7 protein-coding genes are annotated in these 16362 nt (G+C 69.6%); 6 read left to right on the forward strand and 1 reads right to left on the reverse strand.

Annotated elements, in window-relative coordinates:
• Positions 1-701 precede the first annotated feature (701 nt).
• From ACZ53K_RS33890 to ACZ53K_RS33900, 3 genes are all read left to right on the forward strand, one after another.
• Positions 702-10919 (forward strand): LamG-like jellyroll fold domain-containing protein, encoded by a 10218-nt coding sequence (locus tag ACZ53K_RS33890; protein WP_468844454.1) that lies wholly within the window; start codon positions 702-704, stop codon positions 10917-10919.
• A gap of 6 nt (positions 10920-10925) precedes the next feature.
• Positions 10926-11531 carry an SMI1/KNR4 family protein gene (locus ACZ53K_RS33895; RefSeq protein WP_468844351.1) on the forward strand — a complete coding sequence of 202 codons (606 nt, stop codon included), beginning with the start codon at positions 10926-10928 and terminating at the stop codon, positions 11529-11531.
• Positions 11532-11747: 216 nt separating this feature from the next.
• The gene (locus ACZ53K_RS33900) at positions 11748-11882 is read left to right on the forward strand and encodes a hypothetical protein (protein ID WP_468844353.1); all 135 of its coding nucleotides are present in this window, start codon (positions 11748-11750) and stop codon (positions 11880-11882) included.
• 730 nt (positions 11883-12612) lie between these two features.
• Here ACZ53K_RS33900 and ACZ53K_RS33905 read toward each other — a convergent pair.
• Positions 12613-13281, reverse strand: coding sequence for an HNH endonuclease family protein (locus tag ACZ53K_RS33905; protein WP_468844356.1), 669 nt, complete (start codon positions 13279-13281; stop codon positions 12613-12615).
• Between the two features lie 247 nt (positions 13282-13528).
• Here ACZ53K_RS33905 and ACZ53K_RS33910 point away from each other — a divergent pair, with 247 nt between their 5' ends.
• The 3 genes from ACZ53K_RS33910 (at position 13529) to ACZ53K_RS33920 (ending at position 16260) form a co-directional block, all read left to right on the forward strand.
• Positions 13529-14224, forward strand: coding sequence for an HNH endonuclease family protein (locus tag ACZ53K_RS33910; protein ID WP_468844359.1), 696 nt, complete (start codon positions 13529-13531; stop codon positions 14222-14224).
• Between the two features lie 473 nt (positions 14225-14697).
• Positions 14698-15159, forward strand: a complete 462-nt coding sequence (locus ACZ53K_RS33915; protein ID WP_468844362.1) for a lamin tail domain-containing protein — start codon at positions 14698-14700, stop codon at positions 15157-15159.
• 783 nt (positions 15160-15942) lie between these two features.
• Positions 15943-16260, forward strand: coding sequence for a MerR family transcriptional regulator (locus ACZ53K_RS33920; RefSeq protein WP_468844365.1), 318 nt, complete (start codon positions 15943-15945; stop codon positions 16258-16260).
• The last annotated feature ends 102 nt before the right edge of the window (positions 16261-16362 follow it).

The raw sequence follows: 16362 nt of genomic DNA on the forward strand, positions 1-16362 counted from the left end.
TGACGATCCGCGAAGTCGGCTCCTGGGCGCGTTCAGCGTCGTGGGGCAGGCGGCATCCGCTATGGCGGCGGCGTTTGCCGCGCCGCCCGCGCCGCCCGCGTGCCCACAGGATGCAACGTGCGCCCGGTGCTGCGGCTGCTGGCCTTCCCTGCCCGGTCCCTGCTGCGGCCGCTGCCTGTGTGCTGCCTGCCGGCTGTGTGATTGCGGCAGAGGGCGGGACCTGGTGTTGCCCCTGGCGCACCTGCACTCCTCCTGTTGGACTGCCGCCGTCCGTGAGGTCGGCCCCGGGGCTGTCCGTTCAGCCGGCGTGGAGGTCAGCGCCGGAGGAGCCGTCGATTATGAGATTTGCATGAGAATCCAGCTTCGCTGTACAACTTGAGCCTTCTTGATCTTTTGAGGGGTTCTCGGTGCGTTCAGCGCGTGTTGTCGCCATATTGACGGCCTTTGCTCTTTTTGTTCTGTGTGGTACTGAACAGGCCGTCTGGGCGGTGAGCCAGTGGGACCGCAGCACACCGCTGAACTCCAAAGCTCCCGCTCAGGCCTGGGGTTCGGCTGCCGGCCGCAGCCACCGGGTGTCGGCCGATGCCACCAGGGCCTCTGCCGGCGAAGGCCACAACGCGCCCCTGGCCGGTGCGGGGCAGCTGCCGCCCGAACAGGAACTGCGGGGCACCCGGCTCGGCGGCACCGCGCCGACTCCCCGGATGGGGCCGGTGCGCGAGGTGCCCGCCCCCGAGGGCCCCGGGGCGGCCGGCTTCGACGCGGACACCAGCACCGAGGTAGTCAAGGAGCGCGCGGAGCGGCGGCGCACCTACCGCAACCAGGACGGGACCTACACCACCCGCCTGTACGACGATCCCGTCAACCTCCGGCGCGCCGACGGAAGCTGGGAGCCGATCGATACCGGCCTGGTTCACCCCGAGGGCCCGCGCACGATGAGTGTCACCTCCGAGCAGTGGACGACCAAGTCCACCCGCACGGGCCTGCATTTCTCCGGCTACGCCGACGACCGCCCCGTGCTGAGCCTGGACCTGGACGCCGACCACACGCTGGGCTTCGCGCTCGAGGGAGCCGCCCACGCGCCGGGCACGGTGGACGGCAGCACCATCACCTACGCCGACGTGCGGCCCGCGGCCGACCTGCAGTACCTCGCGGACAACGACGCGGTCAAGGAAACCCTGCTGCTCAAGAGCAAGGACGCGCCCACCCAGTGGCGTTTTGCGCTCAACTCGCGCGGACTGAGCGCGAAGCTCGACGAGCACGGCGGCCTCGCCTTCACCGACGCCTCCGGTACCGAACGCGCGTGGATGCCGCCGGGCTGGATGGAGGACTCCTCCGAGGCCGACAACGCCGGCCAGGGGGAGATTTCCTCCGGCGTGCACTACCGCCTCGAAGATGATCACGGACAGCAGGTCCTCGTGGTCGACCTGGACCAGGACTGGCTGGCGGCGCCCGAACGCACCTTCCCGGTCAAGGTCGACCCGTCGGTGAAGGCGGCCGGTGCGACCGCGGGCACCTACGTCCAGGCCCCGTACAACCAGAACTTCTCCGGCGACAAGGTGCTCAAGACCGGCACCTACGACGGCGGCCGCCACAAGGCCGCGGCCTTTTTGCGCTTCGCCGGCGTGGAGTCGTCACTGAAGAACGCCACCGTGCTGAACTCCAAGCTGGCCCTGTACAACACCTGGTCCTACTCGTGCACAGCCCGCCCGGTCACCGTGCACGCGATCACCTCCGACTGGTCGGAGAAGACCCTCAAGCAATACCCCGGCCCGGCCACCGGCCTCGCGCTCGGCTCCAAGAGCTTCGCCCACGGCTGGAGGCCGAAGAACACCACCCGGTGGGCCTGCGGACCGGCCTGGGAGGCGATCGACCTGGGCGCGGCGGGCCGCAGCCTGGTGGATGACTGGACACACGGCCGCAAGAAGAACTACGGCCTGGCCGTCCAGGCCTCCACCACCGACTCCCAGGGGTGGAAGCAGTTCGGCTCCAACACCTACCCCAACGGCAAGCCCAGCCTGGACATCACCTGGACCAAGTACGGCGCCGCCTACAAGCTGGGCGCGTTCACCAAGCCGGTGACCGCCACGGCCCAGGGCGAGATGAAGATCACCGTCACCAACCAGGGTCAGCAGACCTGGGGCAAGAACAGCAACTTCCAGCTGCACTACGACCTCTTCGACGCCAACGGCAAGAAGATCACCGACGCCGCGAAGCTCCTGTGGACGCCGATGCCCCGGGACGTGGCCCCCGGGCAGTCGGTGACCCTGGACGCCAAGATCGCCGCCCTGCCGCCCGCCACGTACACCCTGCAGTGGACCATGGAGGAGAAGGGCACGACCTCTTTCACCGCGCAAGGCATCCGCGGCGCGGCCGTCCAGATCGCCGCGGTCAACCTGCCGCCGCACCTGACGGCCGAGTCCCCGGCCAGCGGCGTGGTGCTCAACTCCCTGACGCCCACCCTGTGGGCCAGCGGCCAGGACCCTGACCATTTCCCCAGCGGACCGCTGCAGTACTCCTTCGAGGTCTGCCAGGTCGAGGGTAAAGACACCCGCAAGAACTGCCGCAGCGGGCCGCGCGGCACCGCCCAGCAGTGGTCGGTGCCCGCCGGCTGGCTCTCGTGGAGCACCACCTACGCCTGGTACGCCTACGCCCACGACGGCAAGGACGCCTCCGTGCGCCCGAACCCGGCGTTCTTCAGCACCCGCATTCCGCAGCCGGCGGTCACCGGCCATCTCGGCGGCGACGGCACCCACGAGTTCGGCGCCCGCGCCGGCAACTACTCCACCGCCGCCACCGACGCCGCCCTGTCCACCGTGGGCCCGGAACTGTCGGTCACCCGCACCTACAACTCCCTGGACCCGCGTACCGACACCGTCTTCGGCGCCGGCTGGTCCACCCGTTGGGACATGCAGGCGCGCCCCGAGAGCACCGGTGATGTCCTCATCACCCTGGCGCAGGGCAGCCGCGTGCGCTTCGGCCGCAACGCCGACGGCAGCTACGCCGCGCCCTCCGGGATGCCGCTGACCCTCACCGCAGGCCAGAGCGGCGGCTGGGTGCTGCGGGAGCGCAGCGGCACGCTGCACACCTTCGACGCCACCGGGCGCCTGACGAAGGTCACCGACGGCTCCGGCCGCGCGCAGCAGCTGACCTACACCGACAACAAACTGACCAGAGCCCAGGACGTGCTCTCGGGCCGGACGCTGGACTTCACCTGGCACGACGGCAAGGTCGCCTCCGTCACCACCAGCCCCGTCACCTCCGGTAAGCCAGGCCTGACCTGGACCTACACCTACGAAGGCAACCGGCTGACCAAGGTCTGCCCGCCCGGCTCCGACACCGACTGCACCCGCTACACATTCACCCAAGGCTCCCTCTACCCCAGCGTCGTGCTGGACCACAACCCCGTCGCGTACTGGCGCCTGGGCGAGAGCGAAGGCGCCGAGGCCAAGACCGCGGCCCCCTCGCGCACCGGGCTGAACACCGGCGCCTACCACGACGTCAAGATGGGCACGGACGGCGCACTGACGGCCACCAAGGACACCGCAGCGCAGTTCGACGGCGAGAACTCCTACGTGGAACTGCCGAAGGACACCTTGCGCACCTCCACCTTCCTGACCACCGAACTGTGGTTCAAGACCACCAAGCCCGGCATCCTGATGGGCTTCCAGGACGGAGCCCTGGACCAGGGCCAGCCGGACGACTGGGTGCCACCCTTGGCCATCGACCAGGACGGCAAGCTGCGCGCCCAGTACTGGTCGCACGCCGTCCAACCGATCGTCACCAAGCAGCCGGTGACGGACAACACCTGGCACCACGCCGCCCTCACCGGGGCCGGCACCACCCAGTCGCTCTACCTCGACGGCCAACTGGTCGGAACCCTCAACGCCCCCATCGACCACCAGAAGATGTCCTACACCTACCTGGGCGCCGGTTTCGCCAGCCCCGGCTGGGACGGCCTGCCGGCCGGCGTGCGCCACTTCACCGGACAGATCGACGAAGTCGCCGTCTACCACCAGGCTCTGGACGGCCGCACCCTCGCCGAGCACTACGCCGCCCGGACGGCCGCCGACCGCATCACCAAGGTCACCCTGCCGTCCGGCCGCACCCACGCCACGATCGCCTACGACGACGCCTCCGGCCGCCTGGCGCACCTGACGGACGACAACGGCGGCACCTGGAACCTCTCCACCCCCCGCTACTCGGGCGCCTCCCACACCTACGCCGACACCGTGCGCGACGCCGGCCCCGGCAACTACTGGCGCCTGGGGGAGCGCAGCGGCGCCGTCGCCGCCGACGACATCGCCGACGGCGGCGACGCCTCATACCAGCAAGGCGCCACCCCCGGCAGCACGGGCGCCTTCGCCGACAGCGATGACGGCGCGGCGACCCTGGACGGCTCCAAGGGCGCCATCGCCATCCCCACCGATACCCTGGACGGCGCCACCGCCCTGAGCGCCGAACTGTGGTTCCGCACCAGCAAGTCGGGCGTCCTGCTGGGCCGTCAGGACACCGAACTGGACCAGAGCGCCACCCAGTGGAAGCCGGCGCTGCTCATCGACGCCGCGGGCAAATTGCGCGGCCAGTTCGCCGACGACCCCAAACAGCAGATCACCTCCCGCGCCAGCGTCACCGACAACCACTGGCACCATGCGGTCCTCACCGGCTCCGACAGCGGGCAGACGCTCTACCTGGACGGCACCCCGGCCGGCACCTCCTCCGCTCCGGTCACCGCACAGACCCTCGCCCACGCCTACCTGGGAGCCGGCTACGCCAGCGCCTCCTGGGACGGCGGCGGCAAGGACGGCGTGCGTTACTTCTCCGGCCAGCTCGACGAGGCCGCCCTCTACCGCAAGGCGCTGGATGCCACCACCGTCGCCGGCCACTACACCGCCCGCAGCGGCCTGGTCGCCGGCGACGGCGCCCGCTACCGCGGCAACATCGCCGCCGACTCCCCCTCCGGCCACTGGAGGCTGGACGAAACCAGCGGCATCGAGGCCCACAGCAAGACCGCGGTGCACCAGGGCACCGGAACCTACCGCAAAACCGCACTGAACCAACCCGGCATCTTCGGCACCGGCGACAACACGGCCATCGAGCTCAACGGCGACGGCGCGGTCGAACTGCCCGGCAACGTCCTGGGCGGCAGCACCGAGATGAGCGCCGAACTGTGGTTCCGCACCGCCCGCCAGGGCGTGCTGCTGACCGCCCAGACCACCGAACTGGGCACCACCCCGCCGCAGTGGAACCCGGTCCTGACCGTCGGCCAGGACGGCAAGCTCTACGGCATGTTCCACTCCCGGGACAAAGTGACCACACCCCCTCTGGCCAGCGACGCCAAGGTCACCGACAACCAGTGGCACCACGTGGTGCTCACCACGACCGCCGACACCCAAACGCTCTACCTCGACGGCGCCCAGGCGGGCAGCAAGAGCGGCGGAGGCGACTGGCAAAATCTCACCCACGTCTACCTCGGCAACGGCTACTCCAGCTGGGCCTGGGACCGCATCAACTCCAAGGAGGAACGTCCCTTCACCGGCCAGCTCGACGAGGTCGCCTTCTACTCCAAGGCCCTGACCGACACCCGCGTCTCCGAGCACTACCAGGCCCAGCACTCCTCGGGCGTCCCAGCGCTCACCTCCACCGTCGAGGTCACCGACCCGACGGGCCACACCGAAAGCACCTCCTACGACGCGCTGCGCGGCCAGCGCCCGGTGGCCGCCACCGACGCTGCCGGCGGACGCACCACCTACGCCTACGACATGGGCGGCTTCCTGCACACCGTGACCGACCCCAACGGGCACGCCACGATCACCGGACACGACGCGCGCGGCAACACCGTCTCGCGCACCACCTGCCGTGACACCAACTCCTGCTGGACCTCGTTCACGGACTACTACCTCAACACCGCGGACCCGCTGGACCCCCGCAACGACAAGATCACCGCAGTGCGCGACGCACGCTCCACCAGCACACACGACGACCGCTACCGCACAACGACGAGCTACACCCCCCTCGGCCTGCCGCAGACCACGACCCTGCCCGACGGCCGCACCTCCCACATCACCTACACCACCGGAACCGAGGAGGCCCTCGGCGGCGGAACCGCCCCCGCCGGCCTGGTCCGCACCCAGACCACGCCCGGCGGCGCCACCACCCGCTTCGACTACGACGCAGGCGGCGACATGGTCCAATCGACTGCCCCGTCCGGCCTGGTGACCGCCTACGCCTACGACGGACTGGGCCGCAAGGCCTCCGAGACCCAGACCTCCGACACCTTTCCCGCCGGCGTCACCACCACCTACGCCTACGACACCCTCTCGCATGAGGTCGCCCGCACCGGCGCCCCCGCCAAGAACGAGATCACCGGCACAACCCACACCGGCAGCATCACCCGCACCTTCGACGTGGACGGCAACCTGCTGACCGAAACCGCCCGGGACACCACCGGCGGCGACGGCGCACGGACCACGACCTACCACTACGACGAACACGGCCGCAACGACCGCGTCACCGACCCCGAGGGCGCTGAAACCGCCGCCGGCTTCGACCAGATGGGCCGCGTCACCCAGCGCACCGACCCGCTGGGCACCATCTACCTCACCTCCTACACCCCCCAGGGCCTGCCCGCCGAAACCGTCCTCAAGAACTGGAAGGGCGACCCCAGCGGCACCCCCCGCGACCTGGTCGTGGCCTCCCGCGCCTACGACCCGGCCGGCCGACTGGCCTCCACTACCGACGCGATGGGCGCCACCACCACCTACACCTACTACGACGACAACCTCCCGGCAGCCACCACCGCCAAGGGCGTCGCCCAGGCCGACGGCACCCGGCACGACATCGTCACGGAAGCCCGCACCTACGACGGCGCAGGCCACCTGGTGCGCCAGACCACCGGCAACGGCCGCACCACCCTGACCCAGGAAGTCGACGCCACCGGCCGTCCCACCCGCACGGCCCTCGACCCCGAAGGCCTCAACCGCTGGACGACCTACACCTACGACAAGGACGACCACCCGCTCGAAGCCAAGACGGCGCTGCTCACCACCCGCACCACCTACGACGCAGCCGGCAACGCGCTGACCGAAACCGCCGACGACGGCAGGCGCGCCCTGACCACTTCACACACCTACGACCAGCGCGGCCTGCCCACCAGCACCACCAGCCCGCGAGGGAACGAGGACGGCGCCCACGCCGCCGACTTCACCACCACCTGGCGCTACGACGCCCTGGGCCGCCCCGTGGAGCAGACCGCCCCGCAGGTGACGGCCGAGACCAACGGCGCGGACGCCAAGGCTGTCAAGCCGGCCACGCTCACCGGCTACAACGCCTTCGGCGAGGCCACGCACACCCGCACCCCGGACGGCGCCGTCACCCGCACGGAAACCGACAAGCTCGGCCGCCCGACCGCCGTCACCCTGCCCGACTACACCCCGCCCGGCGGAAAGAAGATCACCGCGGTCTCCCGTACCGCCTATGACGCGGCGGGCCAGGTCACCACCACCACCGACCCACTCGGCCGCACCACCGGATACTCCTACGACCAGTTCGGCAACCTCACCCGCCGCTCGACCCCCACGCCCGCCGATCAGCTACCCGCCGGCCTGGTGCGCTTCGACGACACCGCCACCGTGTGGAACTGGACACCCACCGGCCTGCAGCTCTCGCGGACCGACCCCACCGGAGCCCGCACCGAAGCCACTTACGACGAACTCGGCCGCCGGCGAAGCGACACCACCATCGAGCGCTACCCCGCGCCGCAGAACCTGACCACCACCTACACCTGGGACGACGCGGGCAACCAGAGCGCCTCCACCACCCCGATGGGCCGCACCACCACGGCCGAATACAACGCCGCGGGTGAGGTGGTGAAAACGACCAGCCCCGCCGCAGGCACCACGGCCTTCGCCTACGACGCCCTGGGACGGCGCACCGAAGTCACCGACCCCACGGGCCGCAAGAGCACCATGAGCTACGACGGCCGGGACCACGTCACCGGCACGGCCGCCTACGGCACCGGCGACAAGCCCCTCAGCTCGACCAGCGCGACCTACGACTCCGACGGCAACCAGACCTCCACCACCAACGCCACCCAGGCAAAGATCACCCGGGCCTACGACGCACTCGGCCGCATGACCCAGCAGACCGAGCCGGTCGCCGACGGCAAGACCATCACCACCGGCTTCGGCTACGACACCCTCGGCCACCGCACTCGCCTCACCGACGGCCGCGGCAACACCACCACCTACACCTACACCCCCTGGGGCCTGCCCGAGGCCACCACCGAACCGCAGACCAAGGCCCACCCCAAGGCCGGCGACCGCACCTGGACGACGGTGTACGACGCGGCCGGGCAGGCCGTCACCGAACTCCTGCCCGGCGGCGTCAAGCGGACCCGCGAATACGACCTGCTGGGCAACCTGGCCAAGGAAACCGGCGAAGGAGCCGAAGCCCCCACCACCGCACGCACCCTCACCCACGACCTCGCAGGCCGGCTGACCGCCGCCGGCGACGGCACCGTCCTCGGCCAGAACACCTACACCTACAACGACCGAGGCCAACTGCTCAACGCCCACGGCCGCAGCGGCACCTCCACCTACACCTACGACGCCGACGGCGCCATGACCTCCCGCAAGGACGCCTCCGGCACCACCACCTACACCTACGACCATGCGGGCCGCCGCTCGCTGACCGAGGACGCCCTCACTGGCGGCCGCGCCCGCACCTCCTACGACGCCGCCGGACGCATCGAACAGGAGCAGTACGCCACCAGCACCCCCGACGGCACCCAATGGCGCGACGGAGGCCGGCGCAGCTACCACTACGACACCCTCGGACGCCTCAGCGCCGACACCGTCACCGCCCCGGACCACACCACCAACATCACCGACACCCACTACACCTACGACCCTGACGGCCGCCTGACCCACAAGACGACCCGCGGCACCGCCGGCGCCGGCGACAACACCTACACCTACGACCCGGCAGGCCGCCTGTCCTCGTGGACCAGCGGCGACACCACCACCGCCTACGAGTGGGACGCGGCCGGCAACCGCGTCAAGAACGGCACCACCAGCGCCAGCTACGACGAACGCAACCGGCTGCTTCAGGACGGCAACACCACCTATCACTACACCGCCCGAGGCACCCTGGCCTCCGCCACCCCCGGATCGGGCACGGCGCGCGAACTGACCTCCGACGCCTTCGAGCGCCGGATCACCGACAGCGACACCAGCTACGGATACGACTCCCTGGACCGCGTCACCGGACGCGGACAGACCGAGTTCACCTACGACGGCGGCTCCAACAACCTCGTTGGCGACGGCACGCACACCTACAGCCGGACCCCCGACGGCGCTCTGCTCGCCATGGGCGGCAAGGGCGTAAGCGCGCGCCGCGCACTGACCGACCAGCACACCGACCTGGTGGCCGGCCTGTCCCCGGACGGTTCCAAAATCACCGGCTCCACCGCCTACGACCCCTTCGGCACGGTCACCGCCCACGAAGGCACCACCGCGTCCCTGGGCTACCAGTCCGGCTGGACGGATCCGTCCACCGGGGACGTCAACATGGCCGCCCGCTGGTACCAGCCGAACACCGGCGCCTTCGCCTCACGCGACACCTGGCAGCTGGACCCGACCTCCTCGGCCCGAGCCAACCGTTACGTGTATGGCAACGGCGACCCGGTGGACCACACGGATCCGAGCGGGCACGTCATTCCTCTCGTGATCGGAGGCGTCGTCCTGGGATGGGAAGCCCTCGGCTGGGGCACTGCGGCTGCAATCGGCACCGGCGGGGGAGCGCTGGTCTACGACAAGTGGTCCCGCAGCCGCTCGGGCGGGGTCATCGGTTCGCGATCGTCCGGCTCCGTGTGGGACAACATCTTCTCAAGCACCGAATCCATGGCCGCCCGCATACAAGCACAGGCCGACTACTTTGCAGGGATGGCCGGCGGACACGAAATGATCGTCATGACGCCCGGCCCATACACCGGTCACGGCAGAAGCCGCGGGTACAGCCGAACCCGCTGGCGCGGGTACCACCGCAGCTACAGCCGGACTGGGCACCACCGCGGATACACTCCACGTGCCGTACGGGCCAAGGCACCGACACGCCCTGTCCGACCGCCGATTCCGCAGAACCCCAACGCGGGCCGCAACCCAGTACCTGCCCCCAAGCGGGCACTGCCCAAGCCCGACTGGAATCCGGGCTCTGGCGGCTGGCAGCCCGGCGACGGCTGGGACATGGTGATGGGCGCCCTGCAGATGCTCAACCTGCTCGGCAATGGACAGTACACACCGGACCAGGGCCAAGACCCCCTTCCCGCACCTGAGAACAACCCCGGCGGGAAAAACGACGGCCGCGATCGCCAGGACAACATCTGCGATGCAGGCCCGGGCGTCAGCCCGACCGGCCACGCCGTCTACCTGCCGCGCGAACGCTATTACGATGCCTTCTCACAGCGCTCCGAATGCCGTGCGACCGGGGTGTACGGACTGCTGGACGGCAGTGACTACAACAAGGGACGCAAGGCGCCAGGGACAAATACCAATGCTTCCACCAAGCCTCCGGGAATGGACGAAATCGCAGCGCAGGGTCACGTTCCGGCGAACGGACACCTGATTCCCGCGGCGGCCAGCGGTTCCGGCATCGACTTGCGCAACCTGGTGGCTGAGTACGAAAAGACGAACACCCCCTACCTCAACTGGGGAGTGGAAAGGGAAATCAGGACTGCCGTCAAGTCTGGAAAGCACCTCCAGTTGTCCGTCACGCCGCACTACAACCGGCCTGACTCAGGCATTCCGACCAGCATCGAGTACAACTACGCTGTGCTGGAGGACGGTTCTGCCAAACACTGCGTCATACACCAGTCGCCGTCCGGAGGAACAACCACAGGCAGCGCTGACTGCCCCAGGAGATGAACAAAAATGACACATTCCGCCTACCTGGAATCCGTCCTCTCCATGCTCGGCGAGCCGACTGCCAGCCACGAAGACCCCGCTGCATGGGAAGCCCTTGAAGACCAACTGGGATTCCGGCTGCCTGAGGACTACAAAACCATCATCGACACCTACGGGCCGGTGAGAATCAACGGGCACCTGGCGCTGCATCACCCCGCGACGCAGCGATGGAACCTGGGGCAGTGGATTCGCGAGACCGCGGAAGCATGGTCGGAAGTGCCCTGGGACGAGGTCGACCTGGAAGCGGACCCCAGGCCGTCCCTCGGTATCCCCGACATGCGCTTCGGCACTGCGGACGGACTCATTCCCGCAGTGTCGAGTGACCGGGACGAAGCCGTGTTCCTGGCGCAAGGCGCCGAACAACAACGCTGGCGGGTCTTCGTCTCGCGCGACGACGAGTTCTTCGAATACCCCATGGACTTCGCCGAGTGGCTGTACCGATACCTGGTCGGTGAGGACATGGCCGGGCCGAACAGCTCCGCTTTCTATCCGGGACCCGTCAGATTCGAAAGTCTTCCCATGGACGCCCACGAGCGCACCTCCGAATGGCACGGCCCAGACCGAGGCATGTGAATTCACGAAGGCCCCGCTACACGGAGCGCCGTGTAGTGCCCACCAGCACGATCGTCCGCCAGCCACAGGGCAGATGAATCCCGATCCGTGAGACAAGGCCCGGGCACTCGCCCGTGAGGCCCGAGAACTGCCGTGTGCCTCTGCGAGGCGGAGGCACACGGCGGGCTGCCCCAGCAGCGGAAGTGCGTCACACTGCACTACCTGCTCAGCTGACGGGTGACCGAGGTCCCGCACGTCACCGGCCTGGCGGCGTCGTCCGCCCACCCCCACCTGTTCTCGGCCCGCACTGCACTGGCCAAGGCGACGGGGAAAGAGGCTGCTGTGCCCGACCACGAGAAGGGTGATCACTGACGATTGAGGACGCCCTGCACGGTGCACCATCCGTACACCCGCCTGCACCCCGGCCCAGCAGGCTGAAGACCACCGGCACCTACGAGAGCGCAGCAACGCCCTCGCCCGCCGGCAAGAGCTCGCCGCCCTGATGGGCGCAAACAGTCGACTCGTACCGGAACTGGCCGGACTGCTCCTGCAGGGCAGCCCCCTGGTCGGCGAGGCAGTCCGGGGCCGGGCTGACAACGACCTGACCGCCCTGTGCACCTCGCACTCAGAGCATTCGGCGCCACCGACCGCCTGACGAACTTCGCGCGATGTACGCAGTACCGACTATCAAAGGGAGCTCGTCTTCGGCTGCCTGCCCTACCTGAGCGGGCGCGACGACACCGCGCGGTTCTGGTGGCGATACGCCGTCGGCGCCGAAAACAGCCAGGCCGCTTACTACCTCTTCCTGAAGGGGATCGTCCGCGGGACCTGGAAGAGGCCGTGCACTGCTTCCGCCACTACGAAGCGGGAGCCTTACAGCGTGAACAGGAGGACGAGAGAAGCCTGAGGGCCGAGATCCACGCCGAGGAACTTGAGACACGACCCGGCGACTGCGTCACCGAGGTCGGCACTTGTAGGCAGGAACTGTTTGATCCAGGAGAAGTATCTGACCGACCTTGTCAGCTGACCCGGTGCAGGCTGTGGTCCTTCGTGTCTCGAAGGACCACAGGCCCAGTCGGCAGTCACAGGCCGGCGACTGTCTTTACACGGGCCGGTATTCGACGTGGGTGTGGCCGCAGCCTGCGGCCAGGCGGCGCAGTGCGTCCCGCTCGGTGCGGTCGAGGGTCAGCGCCCAGCGGAGTTTGGTGCTGACCCAGTCGGCGGCGTAGGTGCAGCGGGCGTCGGCCAGCGGCGGCAGCCAGGTCGACGGGTCCTGGTCGGCCTTGGACCGGTTGGTCTTGGCGGTGACCGCGACGAGGGAGCGTTCGGCGCCGAGGTCGTTGGCGTATGCCTCGCGGCGCGTGGCGCTCCACTGCGAGGCACCGGAGTCCCACGCCTCGGCGAGCGGCACCATGTGGTCGATGTCCAGGCCCTTGGGGTCCGTCACGGTCACCGCGTCGTAGTACGAGAACCAGCGACCGGAGACGACCTTGCACTTCGGCCCGATCTCGGGGCGCTCGCGGGACTCGGCGATCAGGACTTCGGCGCGGGTGTTGCAGCTGTCGTGGTCGGCGTCGGTCCAGTGCTTGAAGCTGGTGCGCTGGTAGCCGGTGCGGGACTCGGCGGCGAGGGGGAGGGCTTCGATCCCGTCGTGCAGGCTCGCGTACCGGGCGGGCACAACGGGCTCGTCGGCCTGGGCCGGGGAGGCCGCGGTCAGGGGCAGCAGGGCGAGGGCGGCGCCGGCGAGGGCACGCGCAGTCATCTTGATCACGGCACCTGGATACCGGCTCGCCCGCCGGCGCACGGCGGGGTCGGCCCGCGGCAACCCGCGCGGGTGACGCCCCGGCCACACGTCCCCTTCCAGCGCGATGTGGTGCAGGCGCGGGCAACGTCTCGAAGACCGGCCGAGCGACACAGTGCTCTCGCGGAAGGTGGTGTGCGCGGTGTTCGGCGCGGTAGCACCGGTGGGTAGATTCAGGGAACCTGACGATGTTTCACCTGGCCTGGGAGCCCCGCACTTGCATCCCCTCCGCCGCGCCGCGGCCTTCGCCTGCCCGCTCCTGCTGCTGTCCGTGGCAGCCTGCTCCAACGACGCCTCCCGTGAAGACCCGAAGCCGCCGCGGGCTGCCGCGCCGCCGGCGCCGGGCGGGCTGGCGCTGGCCAAGGCCGTGGACCAGCTGAAGGTCGCCCGTGAGTCCCGCAGCGGCTACGACCGGGACAAGTTCAAGCTGTGGGTCGACGCCGACCGCAACGGCTGTGATGCCCGTGAGGAGGTGCTGTTGGCGGAGGCGGTGAAGAAGCCCCGCAAGGGCAGCGGCTGCAAGCTGACCGGTGGCCAGTGGAAGTCGTACTACGACGGCAAGACCGTCAACGACGCGGCGAAGCTGGACATCGACCACCTCGTCCCGCTCGCCGAGGCCTGGGATTCGGGGGCCTCGAAGTGGACGGCCAAGCGCCGCGAGGCGTACGCCAACGACCTCGACGCACCGCGCGGCCTGGTGGCGGTCAGCTCCGGGCCGAACCGGGCCAAGGGCGACAAGGACCCCGCCCAGTGGCTGCCGCCCGCCAAGGACGCCTACTGCACCTACGCCGCCGACTGGACCTCCACCAAACTCCGCTGGAACCTCACCACCGACACCGCCGAGCGCGCCGCCCTGCGCAAACTCGCCGCCGGCTGCCCCAAGACGAAGGTGGCCTTCACCCCGGCCCCGTGACCAGCCGCTGTCTTCGGTCCCGCCGGCTGCCGCACGCGCAGGCGGCGGCAGCCCGATGAGCCCTGCCGCGGCGCGGCCGATGCGGACGTACGGTCGCAGGCCCGGGAGCGCGTTCGCCGAGGCGGTACTGCCCCGGGCGGCCTCACAGAGCTTGGGCACGCCCGTTCGCACGGTCCGCCACGGGACCCGCACGGGCGTATGCCACCTCACCCCGCCGGGGACGATGCCCGGCTCTCCGCACGATTGCGCTGGTCACAGCGGGTGGCGTGCGGCGTGATCCGACGGCGCTCGGCGCTGGCCCTGCGCGGGGGTGTGTGCCCCGGGCAGGGTGTGGGTGTGCGTTTGTCCGTGTTCTGTAATGACAAGTCACATCTTCAACCAGCATCTGCGGCGTACCTCCACAGTGGTCCTGCCCGGCGACGGTCCGGGCATCAGGTCCCGCCGCGTGCGGGGCTGTGAGCAGGAGGTTGTTCATGATCCGTTCCGCCCGTCTGGCCGCTGTCGTACTCGGCTCGGCCGCCCTGGCCGCTACCGCGGCCCTGCCCGCCGCCGCCACCGGCGCGCACACCCTGCCCGCCCCGCACCGCTCCCCGGTCGTGATCGGCGCGGTGCAGGCCGACAGCCCAGGCCGCGACGACGGCTCCAACCGCTCCCTGAACGCCGAGTGGGTCACGGTGAAGAACACCAGCCGCCACGCGGTCAGCCTCAAGGGCTGGACGCTGACCAGCGAGCGGTCCCACCAGACGTACCGCTTCAGCAACCTGCGCCTGGCCGGCAAGCAGAGCGTCCGCGTGCACACCGGCCACGGCCGCGACACCTGGCGCGACGTCTACCAGGACCGCCACACCTACGTATGGGGCAACCAGCGCGACACCGCCACCCTGCGCAACGACCACCGCCGCGTGGTCGACACCAAGCACTGGGGCCGCCGCTGACCCCGGCTCCGGACCGCCTCCGGGCGGCCCGGACACCCAGATGCGCCGCAGCCCGAGGGGAGGGTTGCGGCGCACCGCTATGTCCGGCTGGCGCTCCTGCCGGCAGGCGAACAGGGTGCCCGGCAGGAGCGCGGTCTTGTCTGTCCGGTGCTCATGTCCGCCTGCGGCCCGTCGCGCAGCAAGTGCCTGGCCCTCCCTGCCGGCACTGTTCGAGGTCGGAAACCTCATTGCAGAGCGGGCGGAAATCTGTGTCGGCCGAGGTAGACATCGAACAGTGATGTGGTTAGAGTTTCTCTCGTAGCTCAGAGAGACGGCAGGGCCTGGCAGAGACGAACTGCCGGGCAGCAGTACACGCAGTTGCAGTTGGCAGGACGGTGCGGTGGTGGAGTTCCGAAGCCGAAGCGTTTGCAGGATGGCGACGGGACTGACGACCGGACCGGGTGGCCCGCAGTGATCAGGGGCCGCCGTAAGCAGTACACGGGACCAGCAGTGCAGTTCCCGTTTCGCAAGTAAGTGGTTCAGAGGGAAGAACGGAGGAGCCAGACGCCATCAGGATCGCCCGGGCGGACATCTCGAACCCGGGTACCGCAGGACATCGATAGTGAGGTGGTCTGAGGTCAAGCAACCGCGATCCCCGCACCCCAGGCAGCGCTCAGGCCGGGTCTGCGGAAACAGAAGGCCGGCGCAGAACTAGGGTCGGCAGATGGTGAACAGTTCCTTCGGGGCCCTGGTGCCGTACGGCACCAGGGCCCCTCGATGCGTTTGGCAGACAGGGAGGTACACATGGCAGCAGACGACTCCTACGACCGTCTCGACGACGATGACTACCCCGCCTACACCATGGGCCGGGCCGCCGAGATACTCGGCACCACCCAGGGCTTCCTGCGCGCCATCGGAGACGCCCGCCTGATCACCCCGCTGCGTTCCGCCGGCGGCCACCGCCGCTACTCCCGCTACCAACTGCGCATCGCCGCCCGCGCCCGCGAACTCGTCGACCAGGGCACCCCCATCGACGCCGCCTGCCGCATCATCATCCGCGGCGGACCCCACGGCCACGGCCTGACGGACGAGAAGCTGACCTGGTCATCGCCCCGGCGCTGAGCATGCTGATCGCCCCCGCGATCGCTCGCTGACCTGTGTGCGCCGCGGGCCCGCTGGTTTCAGCCGTGCGGCTACGAGCAGCCCGCGCCGGAAGGCGCGCCT

This window comes from Streptomyces sp. NPDC033221, from assembly GCF_055577005.1.

Coding starts and splice junctions, on each gene's coding strand:
- ACZ53K_RS33890 (WP_468844454.1), top strand. CDS start 702: ATGGGGCCGGTGCGCGAGGTGCCCGCCCCCGAGGGCCCCGGGGCGGCC.
- ACZ53K_RS33895 (WP_468844351.1), top strand. CDS start 10,926: ATGACACATTCCGCCTACCTGGAATCCGTCCTCTCCATGCTCGGCGAG.
- ACZ53K_RS33915 (WP_468844362.1), top strand. CDS start 14,698: ATGATCCGTTCCGCCCGTCTGGCCGCTGTCGTACTCGGCTCGGCCGCC.
- ACZ53K_RS33920 (WP_468844365.1), top strand. CDS start 15,943: ATGGCAGCAGACGACTCCTACGACCGTCTCGACGACGATGACTACCCC.